Here is a 17,235-nt window from a genome sequence, read left to right on the forward strand (position 1 = left end):
CGGTCCGCCGCTCCGGACGGCGACGCGGCGGCGACGCAGCGGCGACTGAGCGCGGCGGGGCGAGCGCCTGGCGGGGCGCAGGGACGGTGCGGGGCGCAGGGACGGCGCGGGGCGCGGGGACGGAGCACGGCCCCGCCGCGCGAGAATGTCCCGGTGATCACCGCCCCCGACATCCTGCGCACCCTGCTGGGGGTGGGCCTGCTGATCGCGATCACCACCGCGATCCTCTCGGCGACCCGGGCCCCGCACCGCTGGGCGCCCGCGCTCGCGATCCTGCGCGGAATCGTGCAGCTCGCCGCGATCAGCGTCGTGCTCACCGGCGTGATCACGAACCCCTGGTGGGTGGGTCTCGCGCTCGCGGTCATGTTCTGCGTCGCCGCCACGACGAGCACCCGACGCCTCCGCTGGAGCCGACGGCACCTGGCGCTCGTGGCCGGGGCGATGGGCGCGGGCGTCGGCACGGCCCTGACCATTGTGTTCGCGACCGGCGCGATCGAGCTGAGCGCCCGCTACGCGCTCGCCATCGGCGGCATCGTCATCGGCGGCGCAATGTCCACGGCGACCCTCGCGGGCCGTCGGCTGATGCAGTCGGCCGACGAGCGGTGGGACGAGATCGAGGCATGGCTGGGGCTCGGCGCGACGCCCCGCCAGGCGACCGTGGAGATCTCCCGGCACGCTCTCGCGGAGGCGCTCATCCCCTCCACCGACCAGACCCGCACGACGGGCCTGGTGACCCTGCCGGGCGCCTTCGTGGGCGCGATCTTCGGCGGGATCTCGCCGCTCGAGGCGGGACGCTTCCAGATCGTCGTGCTGGCGTCGATCATGACCGCCGGCGCGATCACCGCCGCGATCGTCGCCCTCGGGCTGGGGCCGACGGTCCGTCCGGGCGAGAGCCGGGAGCGCTGAGAGCCCCCCGGGCCGACGCTCCGTCGTCGCCGCCTCGCTGCCGTCGCCTCGCCGCCGCTGCCGTCGTCTCGCTGCCGTCGCCGCTCAGCGGGCTCGCTCAGCGCTGGACGGGCGGCTGCGCGGCAGGCTGCGCGGACTGCTCCGGGGCAGTCTCCGCGAGGGCATCTGCGACGGTCTCCGCACGGGGATCGGCGCCGCGGGAGCGGGAGGTCAGCACCTTCTTGCGCAGTGCGGCGGCCACCATGGGCAGGACCGAGATCGCCACCAGCAGCAGCACCGCGACCTCGAGGTTGTCGGCGATGAGATCGACACCGCCGAGCGCGAAGCCGAGCAGCACGAACAGAGCCGCCCAGCCGACCGCTCCCACGGCGGACCACAGCAGGAACACCCGGCGGGGCATGCGTCCGACGCCCGCCACGACCGTCACGAAGGTCCGGACGATCGGGACGAACCGTCCGATGACCAGGGCCCGTCGGCCGTAGTGGTCGAAGAACTCGATGGTGCGATCGAAGTAGGCGCGCTTGAGGATCCGGCCGTCGCGCTCGTACAGCCTCGAGCCGACGGCGCGGCCGATCTCGTAGCCCAGCACGTTGCCGGCGAAGGCCGCGGCGGTGAGCGTGATCAGGGAGATCCACAGCGGGATCGAGATCGCCCCGGAGCGCGTGAACATGCCGACCGCGAAGAGCAGCGAATCCCCCGGCAGGATCGGGAAGAACAGCCCGCACTCGATCAGCACGATCACGTGCGCGACCCACCAGAACGCGGAGCCGAAGCGCTCGAGCAGTCCTGCGGGGTCCATGAGCAGATGGATCAGGTCCATCATCGATGCGTCCTCCTCGAGGCGGCCGGGACGCTCCCGGCAGGGGTGGCGGGTGTGGCGGTGCGACCGGACGGGACGGAGCGGTCGGACGGGACGGGATGGCCGGACGGGACGGAGTGCCCGGACAGATCGACGGCGTCGAGCATGCGCGTCAGAAGAAGGCACAGGACAGGCACCAGGACGGCCGAGACCAGAACGTCCGTGAGGTGATGCATCCCGAGCGCGACCCTCGACCAGCCGGTGGTGGCGATCACCAGGACCGCGACGGAGGCGCCGACGGCGACCGCGGCGCGCGATGCCGGCGTCGCCGACCGTGAGGACGCTGACGGCGAGGACGCTGTCGACGTCGTCGACGCGAGCGAGAGCATGATCCCACAGCACAGCGCGGCCGCGAAGGCGGTGTGGCCGCTGGGGAAGCTGAAGGAGCCGGGCTGCGCCAGCAGCGGATGCTCGAGGCCGGCGAGGTCCGGCCTGATCCGCTGCACCGCCAGCTTCAGCAGCGCGCATGAGCCCCAGGGGACGCCGATCAGCACCGCGGTCCGCACCCCGACGCGCACGCTGCGTCGGACCAGTCCGCACCCGACGGCCGCAAGGAGAGCCAGGACCACGGCCGACGGGGTGCCGAGCACCTCAGCGATCCCGACGGCCAGGATCGTCGTGAACGGTCCGAGCGCGTCGTTCGCAGCCCGCACCGCGGCGTCGTCCAGCGCCCGGACGGCGGGCAGCTCCGTGAGCAGTCCGACGAGCATCGCCGCGACCAGGGCGACGGCCATGCCCAGCGCCGCGCGGACAGCAGGGGCGCGGCCGACGGGAGCACGGGCAGCAGGATCACGGTCGACGGGAGCACGGTCGACGGGAGCACGGTCGACGGGAGCACGGTCGACGGGAGCACGGTCGACAGGAGCGCGGTCGACGGGAGCGGCGGGGAAGGTCACGAGGACCAGCGTGGGCCACCGAACCGCCTCCCCGGCGCCGACACGGCATTCGTGCACGGAACCTGCGCAGATGATCCTCACGCCGAGCCTGATCCCGGCCCGGGCGCCGATGTGACCCGCGCCGCATGGACGACCATGGACATTTGCACAAAGGAAGGCTTACCTTAATCCGCGTCATGCCCCGCGGGCGGCCACGACGGCCGTCCGGACCGGACCCCGCCGCCGTCCCCCAGGACGCCCGACGCCGCCTCGGCCCCGGGGGCGCCGTCGACCCCGGAGTCCACCGATGTTCCTGCCCAACCTGCTGATCTCGCTGCGAGAGGGCCTCGAGGCATCGCTCGTCGTCGGGATCCTGGTGGCGTACCTCGTGAAGTCCGACCGGCGGGACGTGCTGCCGAAGCTGTGGGCGGGCGTGGTGCTGGCCGCGCTGGTCCCGCTGACCGTCGGCGCGATCCTCACCTGGGGCCCCAAGACCCTCACCTTCCAGGCGCAGGAGATCCTCGGAGGCGCCCTCAGCCTCGTCGCCGTCGGCCTGACCACCGGGATGATCTTCTGGATGTCGAGGAACGCCCGCTCCCTGAAGCATCGCCTGGAGAGCGACATGGAGAGGGCGCTGGACAGCGGCAGCGGCTGGGGCGTCGTCGCGATCGCCGCGCTGGCCGTCGGCCGAGAGGGAGTCGAGACCGCCCTGATCCTGTGGGCGACCGTGAAGTCCTCGATCGAGTCCAGCGCATACGTGACCACCGCAGGCATCGTCACCGGCTTCGCCGTCGCGATCGTGCTGGGCGTCCTGATCTATCGCGGCGCTCTGCGGCTGAACCTCGGCGTGTTCTTCACCTGGACGGGAGCGTTCCTCATCCTCGTCGCCGCGGGCATCACCGCCTACGGCGTCGGCGACTTCCAGGAGGCGGGCATCCTGCCCGGCATCACCCATCGCGCCTGGGACCTCTCCGGCCTGCTGCCGTCCGCGAGCTCGCCGATCTACTGGCTGTACGTCGTGCTCAACGCGATGTTCCAGGTCAATGTGAACCCGACGGTGCTCCAGGTCGTGGCCTGGTTCGCGTACATCGTCCCCGTCGGCGCCCTGTTCCTCCGCCGTACCGGTCGGTCCCGCCCGAACCGCCCCTCCCCCGCGGTGCCCGCCGGGGCCGGCGCCTGACCGCGCTTCCATCCCTCCTCCCCGTGCACCCACCCGTCCCGTCGCTCCTCAGGAGATCCCGATGACCCTCCCCTCCGCACCTGCCGCACAGCGGACGTCCCGCCCCTCGCGCCGCTCCCTGCTGGGCGCCGCTCCTCTCGCCCTGGTGGGCCTCGGCCTCACCGCCTGCGCCGACAACGTCGATGCGACCTCAGCCTCCGCCTCCGGCTCGGCCGGGACGATCACCGTCACCATCACCGACGACGGCTGCGAGCTGTCCCCGGCGACCGCGCCCGCCGGTCAGGTCACCTTCTCGATCACCAACTCCGGCTCCGTGCCCAACGAGTTCGAGATCCTCGCCGAGGACAGGTTGAGGATCCTCTCCGAGAAGGAGAACATCGGGCCGGGCACCACGGTGTCGCTCACGACGGCCCTGCGCGAGGGCACCTGCTTCACCGCGAGCAAGCCGAACATGGTCGGCGAGCTCGTCGGCCTCGCCGAGTTCACGGTGACCGCCGGCGAGGAGGTCACGATCGACGAGGACACGCAGGCGCTCGAGGAGGCCGCGGTCACCGACTACACCGCCTACGTGAAGGACCAGGTCGGCCAGCTGGTCAGCAGCGCCCAGGAGTTCACCCACGCCTATACCGGCGGCGACGTCGACCTCGCCCGCGCGCTCTTCCCGCAGGCCCGCCGCTTCTACGAGCGCATCGAGCCGACCGCGGAGGCCTTCGGCATCGAGGAGGCCGGCGATCTCGACGTCGCGATGGATGCGCGCGTCCAGGACCTCGCCGCCGACGCCGGAGTCGACGTGACCGATCCGTCCGTCCTCGCGGGCTGGACCGGCTGGCACCGGATCGAGGCGGACCTGTTCACCGAGGAGGGCTCGCCCTTCGACTTCGCCGACGACGCGGCCCGCCAGGCCGCCGCCGACGACCTCACCGCGAACATCCAGACCCTCTACGACCTCGTCTACGGCAAGGAGACGGGCCTCGGCGGAACGACGTTCTCCATCACCCTCGAGGACGTCGTCCAGGGCGCCCAGGGCCTGATGGAGGAGGTCGCAACCGGAAAGATCGTCGGCGAGGAGGACACCTTCTCCCACACCGATCTCGATGACTTCCAGGCCAACCTCGACGGTGCGAGGGTCGCCTACGGCAATGTTCAGGACCTCGTCGCCGCACAGGACGCGGACCTCGACACCACCATCACCGAGCGCTTCGAGGCCGTCCAGGCCGTGCTCGACCAGTACGTGGACGGCACCACGCCCGACGGCGGGCCCCGCTTCGTGGACTACTCCACGATCGCCGCCGTGCAGGAGGACGCCGGGGAGGCTCCCTCCGTCGACGACTACACCGAGGAGCAGCGCGCGATCTCCGACGCCGTCAACGGCCTGGCCGAGAGCCTCTCCCAGGTCGCCGGCACGATCCTGCACTGATCGCCTCCGATCGAGGGGAGACCGTATGACGCAGGACCCGCATCCACCGACCCCGGACGGTCCGGGCCCGGGCAGTCCGAGCGGGGACGGCGGAGAGCGCCGGGGCGTCGGACGGCGCGGGCTGTTCGGTGCCGCCGGGGGCGCCCTGGTCGGGGGCGCCCTGCTCGGCTTCGGCGGCGGACGCGCCTCCGCAGGGGCGAGCGTCCTCGGCATCGGACCCGGCGAGGGGGCCGACGGGGCTGGTACGGCTGACGGCGGGCTCGGGAGGTCGTACCCGCTGCGCGGGGCGCACCAGGCGGGCATCGTCACCCCTGCCCAGGACTGCATGTTCACCGCCGCCTACGACGTCGCAGCCGAGAACCTCGAGGCGATCCGACAGCTCATGCGCGACTGGCTGGTCGCGAGCGAGCAGATGTGCGCGGGAGAGCTCGTCGGCGGAGCGCCGTCGGCCAATCCCTACCAGGTGCCGCGGGACACCGGCGAGGCCTGGGGCTACCCTCCGAGCTCGCTGACGATAACCGTCGGCGTCGGCGGCAGCCTGTTCCGCGACGCCGACGGCGCCGACCGCTTCGGGCTGGCGTCCCGGAGCACCGCCGTGCTCGACACCGGCATGCCGACCTTCGGCAACGAGGCGCTGCGCTCCGCCCAGAGCGACGGCGACCTCATCGTCCAGGCCTGCGCCGACGACCCGCAGGTCGCGATGCACGCGATCCGCAACCTCACCCGCATCGCCTTCGGCACCGCCTCCCTGCGCTGGAGCCAGATCGGCTACGGCCGCACCTCCTCGACATCCACCGCGCAGGAGACCCCGCGGAACCTCTTCGGCTTCAAGGACGGGACGGCCAACCTGAAGGCCGAGGACGGTGACGACATCCTCGCCGAGCACCTCTGGATCGACGGCTCCGACGACGGCGGGGACTGGCTCTCCGGCGGCACCTACCTCGCGCTGCGCAAGATCAGCATGCGGCTCGAGGTCTGGGACCGCCTGCAGCTGCGCGAGCAGGAGGACGTCATGGGGCGGGAGAAGCGCTTCGGGGCGCCGCTGTCCGCCGGGGAGGTCTCCGACGCCTCCGCCGAGTTCACCGCCCCCGACTACGAGGCGACCGAGTCCGGAGAGCCGATGATCCCCGTCGACGCGCACATCCGGCTGGTCTCCCCCGAGAACAACGACGGCGCCCGCATGCTCCGCCGCGGCTACAACTACACCGACGGCAACGACTCCCTCGGCCGTCTCGATGCCGGGCTGTTCTTCACCGCCTTCGTCCGCGACCCCACGACCGGGTTCTACCCGATCCTGTCGAGGATGAGCAGGCAGGACGCTCTGGTGGAGTACATCCAGCACGTGGGCTCCGGCCTGTTCGCGATCCTCCCCGGCGTCACCGACGGCGACACCATGTTCGGCCAGCGGCTGTTCGGCGCACAGGACTGAGCTTCGGGCTGCCGAGCGTCGGGCTGCGAGCATCGGACTGAAGCATCCGACGGCGGCCCGGTGATGTCCGTCCGACGCCGCGGAGGCGGCGTCACCGATAGTCTGATCCGGGCCGACGGCGCAGGCCGATGGCACCGGTCGACGGCGCAGGTCACAGGGGCGGTCCTCGCACGGCGGGGCGCAGGATCACGAGCAGGAGGGGCGGCACGAACATGAGCGGGATGCCGGGCGGGCCCAGCGGCCCCGGGAAGCAGCCGTCGCTGCCGGACTTCCGCGGCGCACCCACCGGCCCTGCCGGCGGAGCCTCCGGGCCCTCCGTCGAGCCCCCGAAGCCTCCCTCCTCCCGTCGCGGGATGGTGCTCGGCATCGCGGGCGGCTGCGTCCTGCTGGCGGTCCTCGTGCTGGTGGCCTCGCTCGTGCTGTGGCGCACGGTGATCTCCCCGCGTCTCGGGGAGCCGACCGCGGGACCTGCGACGGCCTCGTCGGACACCCCGACGGAGACCGCGAGCGAGCCTCACGGGGAGTACATCCCCGGCGGGGACGAGACGGCGCCCGAGGGGCCGCCGCCGACGATCACCGAGAAGCCGAGCCGGCTGTGCGAGTTCGCCGAGGAGGTCGAGAAGGAGACCCAGGTCGAGGGCATGGTCCGCGGCGGCGGCCTCGAGTACGAGATCCAGCAGGGCTGGAGCATCGCGATCGACTGGGGCGACCAGGACGCCTATGTCGTCGGGACCGCGTCCTCCTCGCAGGAGGTCGAGAACTGGTGGTACTCGGTCGCCTCGCTCGGCTGGGTCGAGTTCCCCGACGACGAGGGCGGATACCCCGGCGCGCAGGAGGCCGCGCGCACGATCCTCCAGTGCGACATCACCCGCGACGAGGTCCGCGACCTCTACCAGGACCCCCTCACCGTCGAGGACCTCCGGGAGGAGGCGATCACGGTCGACGGGCACGACGGCTGGATGATCTCCGGCACCCTCCCCCTGTCCGAGGAGCAGCAGGCCCAGTTCACCCGCACCGACTCGTGGGACCTGGTGGTGATCGTCGTCGACGGCCCGGACGGCCCCGGCGCGTTCGTCGGCGGCGCCGCCACCGGCATGGAGCAGCAGAGGGCGGACCTCGACGCGATGGTCGCGAGCCTGTCCGTCGTCGACTGAGAGCTGTCGTCGGCTCAGCCGGCGAGCAGCGCGGCGGCACCCCTCATCCCCTCCGACGTCTAGGCTGGGCTCTGCAGGCTGCGATGCAGATCCGCCCATGACGAGCAGAGGAACCCCGGTGCAGACATCCCATGACCAGACGGCCCCCGGCCCCCACGGGGGTACGGCGCGAGCGCCTCATCTGCTGCACTTCGACGCTCCGGCGTCGGACTGGTCCTCGCAGACCCTGCCGATCGGCAACGGACGGCTCGGGGCGACCTTCTTCGGGGGCGTCGAGGAGGAGGTCGTCCAGCTGGACGAGATCAGCCTGTGGGCGGGACAGCCCGACTACGACAACGCCTACGAGGGCGAGGCCGAGGACGTCACCGACATCTCGATGCAGGGCTTCGGCACCTATCTCTCGCCGGGCAGGCTGCGTCTCGCGATCGCGGACGGCGGCGAGGTCGGACCGGAAGGGAGCGCCGGAGCCGAGGCGGGGGCCGACGGTCGGCCCCCGGTCGACGGCGCGCACTACCGCCGCACGCTCGACGTCGACACCGGTCTGCACGTCGTCGAGCACAGGACAGCAGGCGGTGCGCGCGTGCGCCGCGAGGCCTTCGCGAGCGCCGACGCGGACGTCATGGTCCTCGAGATCGCCACCGACGCCCCGCTCGACCTGGCGCTCCGCCTCGACTCCGACCTGGAGGGGTCGACGACAGCGCTCGGCGAGTCCCCTGGCACGCTCCTGGCCACCGGCACCCTCGGCAACGGCCTCGAGCACGTCATGGCGGTGCGGGTGGTCGACACGGACGGCGACCTCGGGCCGGCCGACGCCGACGGCGACCTCGGCGTCGAGGTGCGCGGGGCCCGGAGCCTCCGACTGCTGATCGATCTCGGCACGAGCTTCGCGATCGCCCCGTCGGCCGGATGGCGCGGGCCGAGCCCGCTGCCTCTGGTGTCCGCACGCCTCGAGGCGGCTGCTCGCCGTGATCCGCTCGAGCTGCGGCAGACCCACCTCGACCATCTCGCCACGGTCCTCGGGCAGGTCGACGTCCGCTGGGGCGAGAGCGATCCCGCGCTGCTGGCGCTGCCGACCGACCGTCGGCTCGCGCTCTACGCCGACGGCGGCGCCGACCCCCATCTCGAGCGCCTCCTGTTCCGCTACGGCCGCTATCTGCTGGTCTCGTCGTCGCGTCCGGGCGGTCTGCCGGCGAACCTGCAGGGCCTGTGGAACGACTCCAACACCCCGGCCTGGGCGAGCGACTACCACTCGAACATCAACCTGCAGATGAACTATTGGCCGGCGGAGACCACCGACCTCTCCGCCGCGCACACGGCGCTGATCGACTGGCTGTGCGCGATGCGCGAGCCCCTGCGGCGCGCGACCCGGGCCTCCTTCGGCGACGACGTCCGCGGCTGGACCTGCCGCACCTCTAACTCGCCGATGGGCGGGAACTCGTGGGAGTGGAACACGGTCGCCTCCGCCTGGTACGCGCAGCACGTCGTCGAGCACTGGCGCTTCGGCCGCGACCGCGCGTTCCTGCGGGACGTGGCCTGGCCGTTCGTGCGGGAGGTCTGCGACTTCTGGGAGGACCGGCTGGTCGAGCAGGCCGACGGGACCCTCGTCGCCCCCGACGGCTGGTCCCCCGAGCACGGTCCTCGCGAGGACGGCGTCGCCTACGACCAGCAGATCGTCCGGGGCCTCCTCGACGGCGCCGTCGAGCTCGCCGCCGCCCTCGACGGCGAGCTCCCCGGGACCGACGCCGCCTCCCGCGGCCTCCTCGAACGCACCCGCGACCGCCTCGCCCCGGACCGCATCGGCCGCTGGGGCCAGCTCCAGGAATGGCAGGCCGACCGCGACGAGCCCGACGACCTCCACCGCCACACCTCCCACCTCTTCGCCGTCTACCCCGGCAGCCGGATCACCCCGTCGGCGACGCCCGAGCTGGCCGCGGCCGCCCTCGTCTCCCTCCGCGCCCGCTGCGGCGAGCCCCCGGCGAGCGCCGGCGGGGGCGCGGGGAGCACCGGCGGGAGCACGGCGAACGAGGACAAGCGCGCAGGGAGCGTCGGCGGGAACGCAGCGAGCGTCGGCGGGGCGGCGCCCTTCTCGCATGCGCAGGTCTCCGGGGATTCGCGGCGCTCGTGGACCTGGCCCTGGCGGATGGCCCTGTTCGCACGCCTCGGCGACCCGCATCGGGCCTACCAGATGCTCCGGGGCCAGCTCGCGCACTCGACCCTCGAGAACCTCTTCGCGAACCACCCGCCGTTCCAGCTCGACGGCAACTTCGGCGTGACCGCCGCGATCGTCGAACTCCTCCTGCAGAGCCACGACGGCGCGATCCGCCTGCTCCCGGCACTGCCCGCAGAGTGGTCAGCGTCCGGCTCCGTCACGGGCCTGCGCGCCCGCGGCGGCTTCCGCGTCTCCTTCACCTGGGCGGACGGTGAGGTCACCGCCTGGGACGTCGTCGCCGATCGCCCCGGCGCCCCCGAGCTGGTCGACGTGATCGTCGGCGGCGAGCGCCGCACCATCACCCCTGTGCGCGAGACCTCGGCGCTCAGGGCCTCCGCGCCCGGGCCCTCCGCGCCCGGGAACGGCTGAGCGGGGCTCTGCGAGCGAGCGTCGAGCAGGCATGAGCGGGTGCGCCCTCGCAACGTCGAGTGGGCATGAGCTGTCGCTCTGAGCGCTCAGAACGGGGGCTCATGCCCACTCGACGGCCGCTGAGTAACAGAGCGAACGGGGCGGCCCCGGAACGGGCTCGCGACATGACCTCGCGCGTGAGGCCTTCACGCCCAGGCGCGCCTGGGCTGGCCCGCTCGAGAGAGCACCCCTGACCAGGCTCCCCGCATCGTCCAGTGGGCAGAGACTGTCGCTCTGAGCGCTCAGAACGAGCGCTCATGCCCACTCGACGTCCCTGAGGCACGGGAGCGAACGCATCGATCCCGGAGCGGGCTCATGCTGGACCTCTGCGCGAGAGCCTCGCCCCAAGCGCGTCTGAGCAGGTCTCTATGAGTGGGCCTCGATGTGCAGGTCCCGATCAGCGGGTCCCGATCAGCGGGACGCCCCTGGCCCGGTGCGTCGAGGGTCGAGTGGGCAGGAACTGTCGCTCTGAGCGGCCAGAACGAGCGCTCATGCCCACTCGACGCTCGCTGAGGAACAGGGGCTTCAGGACAGCCTCGAAGCGGGCTCTCGCCCGCACCTCGCGCGTGAGGCCTTCGCACCCGGGTGCGCCTGGGCTGGCCCCCTCGAGCAGACGCCCCTGACCAGGATCCTCGCAGCGTCGAGTGGGCATGAGCTGTCGCTCTGAGCACTCAGAACGGGGGCTCATGCCCACTCGATCCTCAGAACGTGGCGGAAGGGGCGGACTGGGCGGACAGGGCTAGCGAGCGGACAGGGCTAGCGAGCGGAAGGGGCTAGCGGGCGGAAGGGGCGGATGAGGCTAGCGGGGCGGACGGAACGACGGCGAGGATCTCCCCGTGGAGGACGGTGAACCAGCCGTCGGGGTCGTCGGCCCAGGCGAGGTAGGCGCGCGCGAGGGCATCGCGATCGTCGGCGTCGGCCCAGCCCTCGCGATCGAGCTGGTCGGCGAAGGGGGCGGTGGTGATGCGGCCGGCCCAGGTGGCGGCCCAGGCCGCGCGGGTCGCGGGCGTCGCCTGGAGGTCGACGGAGGCGGAGGCGGTGACCTCGACGAAGCCGGCCTCGTGGGCCCAGGCGAGGAGGCGTCGGCCGGCGTCGGGGGCGCCGCCGTTGGCGCGGGCGGCGCGCAGGTAGAGCTCCATCCAGCGGGCGATGCCCGGGACCTCGGGGAACCAGCGGAAGCCCTCGTAATCGGCGTCGCGAGCGGCGACGAGCCCTCCAGGGCGGGTCACGCGGCGCATCTCGGCGAGCATCCGGACGGGGCCCGGCACATGCTGGAGCACCTGGTGGGCGTGGACCACGTCGAAGGAGGCGTCGGCGAAGGGCAGGTCGTGGCCGTCGCCGACGACCACCTCGACCTCGTCGAGCCCCTGGCGGTGCAGCTCGGCGCGGGTGATCTCCGCGGACTCCTCGGCGACCTCGAGCGCGATCAGGTTCTCGGGGCCGACGATCCGGGCGAGGTCCGCGGTGATGGTGCCGGCGCCGCTGCCCAGGTCGAGCAGACGCTGCCCGGCCCGCAGGTGCGGCAGGAGGTGGGCGGCGGAGTTCGCGGCGGTCCGCTGCCGGTGGCTGTCGAGGACGGCGTCGCCGTAGCCGTGGGTGTAGGCGGCGTCGGTCGAGGCGTCGACGGGAGAGACGGCGGGAGAGGCGGCGGAAGAGGCGGCGGGAGCTGCGCTGTCTGGCATGCGGCGACGCTACGCCCCCGGTTCTCCGCCCGCCTCTAGCGATCGCATCGCGGACGCACATCTCAATATTCGAGATTATGCGGGAGCGGGAGTGGACCGCCGCCGGTCCATCAGCGAGGCGAGGATGACGACCGCGATGCCGACGAGCACGCCGATCACGGTCTCCAGCACGCGCGCCTGCAGCATCGGGCCGACGGGCTGCGGGTGCGCGAGCTGCACCATGAGCAGGGCGAGCGGCGTGATGAACAGCAGCGCGAACGCATAGTTCCGCAGCACGTACATCTCGGCGAGGAACTGCAGCAGCACGACCCACACCACGAGCTGCCAGGGCTCGGAGGGGAAGGACAGCAGGAACGCGGTGGTGATGATGCCGAGGGCGGTGCCGATGACGCGGTGCAGGCCGCGCTCGATCTGCAGGGCCCGGCCCGGGGCCGAGAGCAGGGCGATGGCGGCGATCTGGGCCCAGTAGGGGAAGGGGAGCCCGGAGGCGAGGCCGAGGGCGCCCGCGATCGCGGCGGCGAGGGCGAAGCGGAGGAACTCGGAGCGCAGCTGGGCGGCGGTCCAGGTCTCGGCACCGGGGACGGCGCCCCGGCCGGGATGCCGCTCCCCGGCCCAGTGCCCGAGCAGACCCAGGCCGATGCAGAGCGCGGCCGTGGCGGCGGCGACCAGGAAGGCCGTCCAGATCGGGGCGGCGGGAGGGGCGGAGGCGATGGCCGCGACGGCGAACAGCGGGAAGATCGCACCGGCGGGCTTGAGGCCGCGCGCGAGCACGAGGGTCGCGGCGGCGCCCGCGACGAGGGAGCCGACGAGGATCGCCGTCCACGATTCGGCCGTCGGCCCCAGACCCTCGCCGAGGCTCGCGAGGGCGGCGCCGAGCGTGACGCAGACGGTGATCATCGCGCCCGCGAGCGACTGCCGGCGGAAGCGCAGGGCGGTGGGCTCGTAGCGGGAGTAGATGCCGGTGAAGGCGCCGAAGCCGACGTACATCGCCCAGTCCAGGCGGTCCGTCGCGAGGAGCACCAGCAGCGGGATCGCGAGGCCGACGGAGATGCGCAGCGCGGGGATGTGGTCGACGCGACTGGGCGCGAGGCTCAGCATCCTTCGTGCGGTCTCCCGGATCCGATCGGGGGTCTGCGGCATGGGGCTCCTTCCGTGCGGCCGGACACCGCGCGGCCTGATCCCGTGCGACCGCGGTCCGGCCGATGCCAGGGTATGCCCGCCGCGCGGCGTGCCGGTGAGAGAATCCGGGCAGGTCCCGTCCCCATCCCCCCGTCCGGCGCGCGCCGGCACTCCTCCCGGAGGCGACATGTCCCATCCCGGCAGTCCTGATCTCCCCGCCGCTCCCGAGCCCGCCGGCGGCGGTCCGGCCAACGGCGGCAGCAGCGGCCCCAGCGCCGGCGGCCCCGCCGCCGACGGCCGCTCCCGCGGTCCCGCCCTCATCGAGACCACCGGCATCGAGATCATCGCGGAGTCCGAGCGGACCGCGAAACCGCACGACCTGTTCTGGCCGTGGTTCGCGGCGAACGTGTCGGTCTTCGGCATGAGCTACGGCTCGTGGATCCTCGGCTTCGGGATCTCGTTCGGGCAGGCCATGATCGTGTCGCTGATCGGGATCGTCGTGAGCTTCGCGCTGTGCGGGCTGATCGCGATCGCAGGCAAGCGCGGGAGCGCGCCGACGATGATCCTGTCCCGCGCGGCCTTCGGCGTGCACGGGCAGAAGGTGCCGGGCGTGGTCTCCTGGATCACCTCGATCGGCTGGGAGACGATGCTGGCGATCTCGGCGGTCCTCGCCACCGCGACCCTCTTCCAGGCCCTCGGCCTCGCCTCGGGGACGCCGGTGCTGGTCATCGCCACCCTCGTGATCGCCGCGATCATCGTGACCGCCTCCGTGCTCGGGTATCACACGATCATGCGCATCCAGTCGGTCCTGACCTGGGCGACCGGCGCCATGACGATCCTCTTCATGATCCTGACGATCCCGCACATCGACCTCGCGGCGGTGCGGGAGGCCCCTGCGGGCTCGCCGCAGCAGATGATCGGCGCGCTGGTCATGGTGATGACGGGCTTCGGCCTGGGCTGGATCAACATCGCCGCGGACTGGTCGCGCTACCAGCGCCGCTCCACGTCCGACGGCGCGATCGTCCTGTGGAACACGATCGGCGGCTCCGCGGCTCCGGTCGTCCTGGTGGTCTTCGGCCTGCTGCTGGCGGGCTCGGATCCCGAGGTGCTCGCACGGATCGGCGACGACCCCGTCGGCACCCTGGTGACGCTGCTGCCGCTGTGGGCGCTGATCCCGTTCTGGATCGTCGCCGTGCTGACCCTGGTCTCCGGCGCCGTCAACGGCATCTACTCCTCGGGCCTGACGCTGCTGAGCCTGGGCATCCGGATCCCCCGCCCTGCCGCGGCCTTCATCGACGGGGCGATCCTGACGGTCGGCACGATCTGGGTGGTGTTCTTCGCCGGCAGCTTCATCGGCCCCTTCCAGAGCTTCCTCATCACGCTCGGCGTGCCGATCGCGGGCTGGGCGGGCATCCTCATCGCCGACGTCCTGACCCGCCGTGCGGACTACGACGAGCAGGCGCTGTTCGATCCCTCGGGACGCTACGGCGCCTTCGACTGGACCAGCATCGGGACCCTCATCGGGGTCTCGGTGATCGGCTGGGGCCTGGTCGTGAACGGCTATGCCGAGGACGCCCCCTGGAACAACTGGCAGGGGTATCTCCTCGAGCCGCTGGGCCTGAGCACCTACGTCGACGATCCGGCGGGCTCGTGGTGGGACGGCCCGTGGGCGTACTCGAACCTCGGCGTGCTGCTCGCTCTTGTGCTCGGCTTCGCCGTCACGCTCGTCGCGCGCCGCGGCAGGATCCGGCGCCAGGAGGAGTCCGCATGAGCCCGACCGAGCGCCCCTGGCTCGTCGTCGTCGTCGACGCGCAGCGGATCTTCGCGGATCCCGGCTCCGCATGGTGCTCCCCGCAGTTCGCCGACACCCTGCCGGTGATCGAGCGCCTCGCCGGGGCCGTCGGCCCGGATCGCACGATCCTCACCCGCTGGCTGCCGACGGCGGACCGCCGCACCGCCTGGGGCGACTACTTCCGCGCCTGGCCCTTCGCCGACCTCCCTGCCGAGGATCCCCTCTACGACCTGGTCGAGGGCGTCCGCGACCTGTCGGCGCACCCGAGCATCGACGAGCCGACCTTCGGGAAGTGGGGACCGCAGCTGGCAGAGCGCATCGGCGCGTCCGTCGGGAGCCCGGCCGCGACATCAGGCGGTGGGGAGGCGTCGCGCCGCGCGGAGGCATCGGTCGTCCCGCATCTGCTGGTCACGGGCGTCTCGACCGACTGCTGCGTGATCACCACCGTCCTCGCCGCGGCGGATGCGGGTCTGCGGGTGACCGTGGTGACCGACGGCGTCGCAGCCTCGGAGACGGAGAACGGTGCGGCCGCTCTGCGGGTCATGGGACTGTTCCCTCCGCAGGTCGATCTCCGTCCGAGCGCCGAGGTGCTCGCGGCGCTCACGGGCGGAGCCGTCGACGGCAGAAGCATCGGCGCCAGCACCGGCTCCGGCGCCAGCACCGGCTCTGGCTCTGGCTCTGGCTCTGGCTCTGGCTCTGGCTCTGGCTCTGGCTCTGGCTCTGGCTCTGGCGGACGCTGACCCCTCATGCCGGCACCCCTGCTCACGCTCGGCCACGGTCGCCTCGACCGCACTGAGCTCACATCGTTGCTGGTCGGCGCGGGGGTCGAGCAGCTGGTGGATGTGCGTCGCTTCCCCGGAAGCCGGACGAACGAGGCCGCCGCCCGCGGCGTCATCCCCGAGCTGTGCGAGGCCGCCGGGATCGCCTTCCGCTGGGACGAGAGGCTCGGCGGCAGGCGCCGCCTCACCGCCGAGCAGGATGCCGACTCCCCCGACAGCTGGTGGCGCGTCGCCCAGTTCCGCGCCTACGCCGCCTGGACCCGGGACCCCGCCTTCCGCTCCGGCATCGACGACCTCCTCACCGACGTCGTCGCCCGACGCACCGCCATCCTCTGCTCGGAGTCCGTGTGGTGGCGCTGCCACCGCCGGCTCATCGCCGACATCGTCCTCCTCGAGCACGACGTCCCTGTCGAGCATCTGATGCCGGATGGCCGGCTGCACCCGCACGAGCCCAGCGACGGCGCCCGCCTCGACGCGCAGGGGCACGTGGTCTGGGACGCGGGCTGAGCCCGCATGCGCGGCCTGCTCAGCAGATTCTCAGAGAATTCGCTGGCCTCGACCGCCTGCTCCCGCCTACCGTCGGCCCATGCGATCGATCCCCCGCACCGCCCTGATCACCGGCGTCGGCCGACGTCGCGGCATCGCCGCCGCGATCGCCACCGGGCTCGCCGCCGACGGCTTCGACCTCGCCCTGTCCTCCTGCGACGCCTACGACCGTCGGGTCCACGGAGTGCCGTCCGACGTCGAGGAGCTGGCAGCGGAGCTGCGCGAGCTCGGTGCGCGCGTCGAGCTCCTCCCCGGCGACCTCGCCGACCCCGACCTGCCGGGCCGGATCGTCGGCCGTGCCCGGGAGACGCTCGGCCCCCTCGGGGCCCTGGTCATGTGCCATTGCGAGTCGGTGGACTCCTCGATCCTCGACACTTCGGTCGAGAGCTTCGATCGCCACTATGCGGTCAACGTGCGAGCGAGCTGGCTGCTGCTGCGCTCCTTCGCCGAACAGGTCCCGCCGCTCGCGGAGACGCGCGGGAGCGGCCCCGGGGGCGACTCGGAGAGCGGCTCCTGGGGCGGTGCCGTCCTCGCCCTGACCAGCGATCACACCGTGCACAACCTGCCCTACGGGGCCTCCAAGGGAGCACTCGACCGGCTCGTGCTGGCGGGCACCCACGAGCTCGCCGATCGCGGGATCCGCACGAACGTCATCAACCCCGGCCCGATCGACACCGGCTGGATGGACGAGCCGACCCGGGAGGCGTGCGCGGCGCAGACGCCCGGCGGCGAGCTCGGCGAGCCCGGCACCGTCGCAGACCTCGTGCGCTTCCTGCTCTCCGACCGGGGAGCATGGATCCGCGGCCAGCTGCTGCACTCCGACGGCGGCTTCGCGACCCCGGCGGTGTGAGGACCCCCGACGCTGTGAGGCCCGCCGGCA

General features: G+C 72.6%; 14 protein-coding genes. 10 read left to right on the forward strand and 4 right to left on the reverse strand.

Annotated elements, in window-relative coordinates; genetic code table 11:
- The first annotated feature begins 153 nt into the window (after window positions 1–153).
- Window positions 154–906: an ABC transporter permease gene (locus ACZ5AJ_RS13175; protein WP_464135456.1), complete on the forward strand. Its 753-nt coding sequence runs from the start codon at window positions 154–156 to the stop codon at window positions 904–906.
- A 97-nt stretch (window positions 907–1,003) separates the two neighbouring features.
- Here the strand turns inward: ACZ5AJ_RS13175 and ACZ5AJ_RS13180 are convergent, their stop codons facing one another.
- Together ACZ5AJ_RS13180 and ACZ5AJ_RS13185 are read right to left on the reverse strand one after the other, a co-directional pair.
- The gene (locus ACZ5AJ_RS13180; protein WP_464135457.1) at window positions 1,004–1,729 is read right to left on the reverse strand and encodes a DedA family protein; all 726 of its coding nucleotides are present in this window, start codon (window positions 1,727–1,729) and stop codon (window positions 1,004–1,006) included.
- Window positions 1,726–2,661 (reverse strand): phosphatase PAP2 family protein, encoded by a 936-nt coding sequence (locus ACZ5AJ_RS13185; RefSeq protein WP_464135459.1) that lies wholly within the window; start codon window positions 2,659–2,661, stop codon window positions 1,726–1,728. The genes ACZ5AJ_RS13180 and ACZ5AJ_RS13185 overlap by 4 nt, the downstream gene beginning before the upstream one ends.
- 286 nt (window positions 2,662–2,947) lie before the next feature.
- Here ACZ5AJ_RS13185 and efeU point away from each other — a divergent pair, with 286 nt between their 5' ends.
- The 5 genes from efeU (at window position 2,948) to ACZ5AJ_RS13210 (ending at window position 10,398) form a co-directional block, all read left to right on the forward strand.
- Window positions 2,948–3,820 (forward strand): iron uptake transporter permease EfeU, encoded by an 873-nt coding sequence (gene efeU / locus ACZ5AJ_RS13190; protein WP_464135460.1) that lies wholly within the window; start codon window positions 2,948–2,950, stop codon window positions 3,818–3,820.
- 61 nt (window positions 3,821–3,881) lie between these two features.
- Window positions 3,882–5,237, forward strand: coding sequence for an iron uptake system protein EfeO (gene efeO / locus ACZ5AJ_RS13195; RefSeq protein WP_464135461.1), 1,356 nt, complete (start codon window positions 3,882–3,884; stop codon window positions 5,235–5,237).
- Between the two features lie 25 nt (window positions 5,238–5,262).
- The gene (locus tag ACZ5AJ_RS13200) at window positions 5,263–6,666 is read left to right on the forward strand and encodes a Dyp-type peroxidase (protein WP_464135462.1); all 1,404 of its coding nucleotides are present in this window, start codon (window positions 5,263–5,265) and stop codon (window positions 6,664–6,666) included.
- Between the two features lie 212 nt (window positions 6,667–6,878).
- Window positions 6,879–7,820, forward strand: a complete 942-nt coding sequence (locus ACZ5AJ_RS13205) for a hypothetical protein (RefSeq protein WP_464135463.1) — start codon at window positions 6,879–6,881, stop codon at window positions 7,818–7,820.
- 118 nt (window positions 7,821–7,938) lie between these two features.
- Window positions 7,939–10,398 (forward strand): glycoside hydrolase family 95 protein, encoded by a 2,460-nt coding sequence (locus ACZ5AJ_RS13210; RefSeq protein WP_464135465.1) that lies wholly within the window; start codon window positions 7,939–7,941, stop codon window positions 10,396–10,398.
- Window positions 10,399–11,210: 812 nt separating this feature from the next.
- Here the strand turns inward: ACZ5AJ_RS13210 and ACZ5AJ_RS13215 are convergent.
- Together ACZ5AJ_RS13215 and ACZ5AJ_RS13220 are read right to left on the reverse strand one after the other, a co-directional pair.
- Entirely contained in the window at window positions 11,211–12,119 is a 909-nt protein-coding gene (locus ACZ5AJ_RS13215; protein WP_457887472.1) for a methyltransferase domain-containing protein, read from the reverse strand.
- Window positions 12,120–12,194: 75 nt separating this feature from the next.
- A complete protein-coding gene (locus ACZ5AJ_RS13220) occupies window positions 12,195–13,259 on the reverse strand; it encodes an FUSC family protein (RefSeq protein WP_464135467.1) in 1,065 nt (354 codons plus the stop codon).
- A gap of 166 nt (window positions 13,260–13,425) precedes the next feature.
- On the opposite strand from ACZ5AJ_RS13220, the gene ACZ5AJ_RS13225 reads away from it, so the two are divergent.
- From ACZ5AJ_RS13225 to ACZ5AJ_RS13240, 4 genes are all read left to right on the forward strand, one after another.
- The gene (locus ACZ5AJ_RS13225; RefSeq protein WP_464135469.1) at window positions 13,426–15,009 is read left to right on the forward strand and encodes a purine-cytosine permease family protein; all 1,584 of its coding nucleotides are present in this window, start codon (window positions 13,426–13,428) and stop codon (window positions 15,007–15,009) included.
- Window positions 15,006–15,770, forward strand: a complete 765-nt coding sequence (locus tag ACZ5AJ_RS13230; protein WP_464135471.1) for a cysteine hydrolase family protein — start codon at window positions 15,006–15,008, stop codon at window positions 15,768–15,770. Before ACZ5AJ_RS13225 ends, ACZ5AJ_RS13230 begins: the two co-directional genes overlap by 4 nt.
- Window positions 15,771–15,776: 6 nt before the next feature.
- Entirely contained in the window at window positions 15,777–16,316 is a 540-nt protein-coding gene (locus tag ACZ5AJ_RS13235; protein ID WP_464135472.1) for a DUF488 domain-containing protein, read from the forward strand.
- Between the two features lie 79 nt (window positions 16,317–16,395).
- Window positions 16,396–17,205, forward strand: a complete 810-nt coding sequence (locus ACZ5AJ_RS13240) for an SDR family oxidoreductase (RefSeq protein ID WP_464135474.1) — start codon at window positions 16,396–16,398, stop codon at window positions 17,203–17,205.
- The last annotated feature ends 30 nt before the right edge of the window (window positions 17,206–17,235 follow it).

The organism is Brachybacterium zhongshanense (assembly GCF_055385755.1).